Raw genomic sequence first — 3462 nt, 5'->3', positions numbered from 1 at the left:
ACTTTTTGTCGGAGGTCATCGCTGTAGGGGGCTGGCATCGCTCATTTGAGGGTCTCAACTTCTATAGTATGTCCTAACCTAACTGGCAACGGCTATAATATCCTGATTGGGAAAAGGACAGAAAATTTTGACTTCTCGCACTGCAAGATAGTTGAAATAGATGCGTTGCCCGTCTTGCGTGTCTTGGGCAACGTACTCTCGAATGTCTTGACGTGGAATTCGGCGAGGAGAAGCTTCCAAAAGAGCATCACGATATTTGTCGAGGTATCGGTGATAACGAAGTAAATGTTCGTATTTAGACTGAGCAACAGCTTGACTAGATAAATGACTGGGAAGTGGAGAATCTGCAAATTCTTGAATTGAGATGGGTCTGGAACCCAAGCGAAGCTGTTCGTAGTACGGTGCGATGACCTCGTCTAGAAAGGAACGTTCAGAATGGAACCAAACTTCAGCGTGGGTTTCCGTGTGATTATGGTGGATAGTGCTGCGAACACCTGTACAGTGTTGATGCTCACCATCGGGGATCTCTGAGGTCGTTAATCCTGTCAAGCTCTGAAGTAGACGGCTTTTACCCTGCCTCGCTCGTCCTACGACTCCAACATTGAGCGTGTCACGAGAAAATCGAGATCTGAGGTTGCTGAGGGTAACTAGCTCCATGTCGATATTTTGCTGAATAGCAGAACAATCAATTTCCCTAAGTCTTCCTTTAGTGCCGGGATCATCTACTTTTGCGAGCAGCACATCGCGATGTTTCTCAAGTTGGTGTAACGCTGTGGCAATAGATCTCAGGTTTGCCTCAACATTTTCGATCTTTCGTGCCAGAGGTCGGCGTTTGTCAATAATACTGACAATTTGGTAGGATCTCTGCATAGTGAGTTTGCCTTTAATCAATGCTGTTGTTTCGCTTGCACACTTGATTAGTCTTCCCTATGACTGTGGCAGATGAACGTCAGCTAAGAAAAGCTCTTTTCTAGCATGGAGTGACAGCGACATTGGCATCTCAGCTTACCTTAGCTCCTAAGAAACACACTCTGGAGACGGCAGGGCTAATTTAAGGTCGAGAAAGAAAATCTGTACCCTTTATCTTGCGTTAAGGCATCATTCTGATGCTGAACGAAGACTCAAGCTTGTAGATTTTGTCTGGTGACAACTAATCAGCCCTGCTGGAGACGAGGGTTTAGCAATCAGGTCAAAGCCGAGAGCCAGAGCCTTTTTCTGGATGTTTTTAACGGCTCGTTCTTGCTGCTGGCGCTCATAGGCACCGATGCCTGGGTCGCGATAGGAACCCCCTGATTTCCAAAGATGATAGAAGATCCGTGCCAGTTTGTGAGCCGTGGCAGTAATGGCTTTCGGCGCACCCATGCGAGCTTTCATCCGACGATAGAAAGCACCCAAGGCAGACTGAGAACGAACGAGGGTCTGAGCCTCCATCCGTAGCGCATTGGCAACCCGATTCACCACGGGGCGAGTTTTGGAGCTTTTTCGTTTGCCTCCGGTGATGCGACTACCGGGACAAAGCCCTAACCAAGAGGCAAAATGCTTGGCAGACGGGAACCGGGAGGGGTCTAAGCCCAACTCAGACAACAGCGTCAGAACCGTTAACCCCCCAAAGCCATCAATCTGGGTAAAGTCTACTCCACTCATCCGGTACAAATGGGTTCGTAAGTCGAAGCTGGGGGCATTGCCGGGTTGTTTTTTGCCGCGTCTTTTAGAGGCGGGCAAGGGAGCGGCGGCGAGGTCAACCTGATCCGCAAATTGAGTCAAGCAGGACTCGATTTGGAGGTCACAAGCGGCAATCTGTGCCTGAAACACCTCATAGAGTTGCAACTCTTGATGCAGTACAAACACCAGTTCTGCTCGATAGTCGCCCGTCAGCGCAGCAGCAATCTCATCGGTGCTGGCATGAATGCGGCAGTCCTTGAGTGCTGCCAGTTTGTGCAAGTCCCGTTCCCCTGCCACAATGGCACGAATGATTGCCAGACCCGTCGTGCCACTAATATCACTGATGACGCGGTGCAATTGCACATTCATCTGGGTCAACGCTTTTTGCATCCGCTGGATATGGGTGCTGGCGCTCTTGATCAAGGTGTCTCGTTGGCGGATGTAGCTTCGCAAGACACAAATCTGGTCATCGGGGCGGAAAGACCCTGCCAGTAACCCGTAGCTGTGGAGTTGTCGTAACCATTGACAATCCAGCACATCACTTTTACGACCCGGCACGGTTTTGACGTGGCGGGCATTGACTAACTTGACCTCAAAGCCCTGGGTCTCCAGAATTTGGAACACCGCAATCCAGTACACTCCCGTCGCCTCCATGGCGACGGATTGGATACCGCATTCCTGCAACCACCTTGCCATTGCCTGGAGGTCGGCGGTAGAACAACCAAAGCGACGAACGCACTGGGAGTCACGATCCTCAGGGACACTCACCCAGTGATGCTCTGCTCCCAAATCAATTCCTGCTGTATTTGCATTGATCACGGGTAACTCGCGCTTTGATTCACTCATCCCTCAGTCCTCAAGCGAAGATTAGTAACGCTGCCCTGACCTGGATGGCACTGCCAATCCAGTCTCCTAAACGGGATAGTGACAAGGCACTTCACCAATGTTTTAATCATGACCCTCCAGAACCAGGCTCAGATTCGGGCGCGCTCGCACCAGTGTTCAATCGGTTTATGCGGTCAGGGCATTGTCTCAACTTTAGGACATTGGTGTGGAATCAAACCTTGTGTTTCTTGCATTTCTAACGAAGGGTACTCCGTTCGTTAAAGGCTCACATCTGGCACCTAAGCTAAAACTACGCTTATTGAAAATAGAAAAGCTTAGAAGCCGCTCTGCTCCGTTGCAAAATCGGCTTATCGAGATTGGTGCAAGATCTGAGCAATTGTCCCACGCAGAAGGGTGGGTTAAGAAAGTAAGAAACACTCAATCCCCCGTCCTCTGAAGTGGACCCCCAAGACTAGACAGTTTTCAGGGGATGAATAAGCTAGGGATTCAGATTCTCAGATCCATTCAGTTTCGTGTTCAAGATCTCAATTGCTTTATCACTCACTTCGTTTCTTTAGATTATCACAATACACTTGATTTGGTGTCTGATAATCTAATCCTTGATGTGGACGAACTTGATTGTACCAACGAAACCACTGTTTGACCTCTTGCGTTAAATGTTGACCATCCTCGAACGCTTTGAGATAAATCAACTCATACTTTAGACTCCTCCACAATCGTTCGATAAAGATGTTGTCGTGGCAGCGCCCTCGACCATCCATACTAATCTGAACTCCAGAGGCTTTCAGACAGTCTGTAAAGGCGTTCGCTGTAAACTGTGCCCCTTGATCCGTGTTAAAGATCACAGGTGGGGTGTAGTTGGATAAGGCTTCTTCCAACGCCTCCACGCAAAAGTGAACTTCTAGAGTGTTGGAGATCCGCCAGGACAAGACGTGACGACTATACCAATCCATC

The 3462-nt window shown here is 49.1% G+C and carries 3 protein-coding genes; all 3 read right to left on the bottom strand.

All coding sequences use genetic code 11. From position 1 onward, the window contains the following. Positions 1 to 78 precede the first annotated feature (78 nt). Positions 79 to 870: a hypothetical protein gene (locus A8707_RS25820; protein WP_068820287.1), complete on the bottom strand. Its 792-nt coding sequence runs from the start codon at positions 868 to 870 to the stop codon at positions 79 to 81. A 228-nt stretch (positions 871 to 1098) separates the two neighbouring features. Beyond that, positions 1099 to 2508 carry an IS110 family RNA-guided transposase gene (locus A8707_RS25815; RefSeq protein ID WP_068820285.1) on the bottom strand — a complete coding sequence of 470 codons (1410 nt, stop codon included), beginning with the start codon at positions 2506 to 2508 and terminating at the stop codon, positions 1099 to 1101. Between the two features lie 536 nt (positions 2509 to 3044). After that, on the bottom strand, positions 3045 to 3462 hold a 418-nt coding region (locus A8707_RS25810; protein ID WP_082906472.1), incomplete at its 5' end, for an integrase core domain-containing protein.

Origin of the sequence: Phormidesmis priestleyi BC1401, from assembly GCF_001650195.1 — a bacterium.
GTDB classification, from domain to species: domain Bacteria; phylum Cyanobacteriota; class Cyanobacteriia; order Leptolyngbyales; family Leptolyngbyaceae; genus Phormidesmis_A; species Phormidesmis_A priestleyi_B.
Note: the sequence above shows the minus strand (reverse complement) of the source record. Positions and strands in the feature narration are given on the sequence as shown.

Coding starts and splice junctions, on each gene's coding strand:
- A8707_RS25820 (WP_068820287.1), bottom strand. CDS start 870: ATGCAGAGATCCTACCAAATTGTCAGTATTATTGACAAACGCCGACCT.
- A8707_RS25815 (WP_068820285.1), bottom strand. CDS start 2,508: ATGAGTGAATCAAAGCGCGAGTTACCCGTGATCAATGCAAATACAGCA.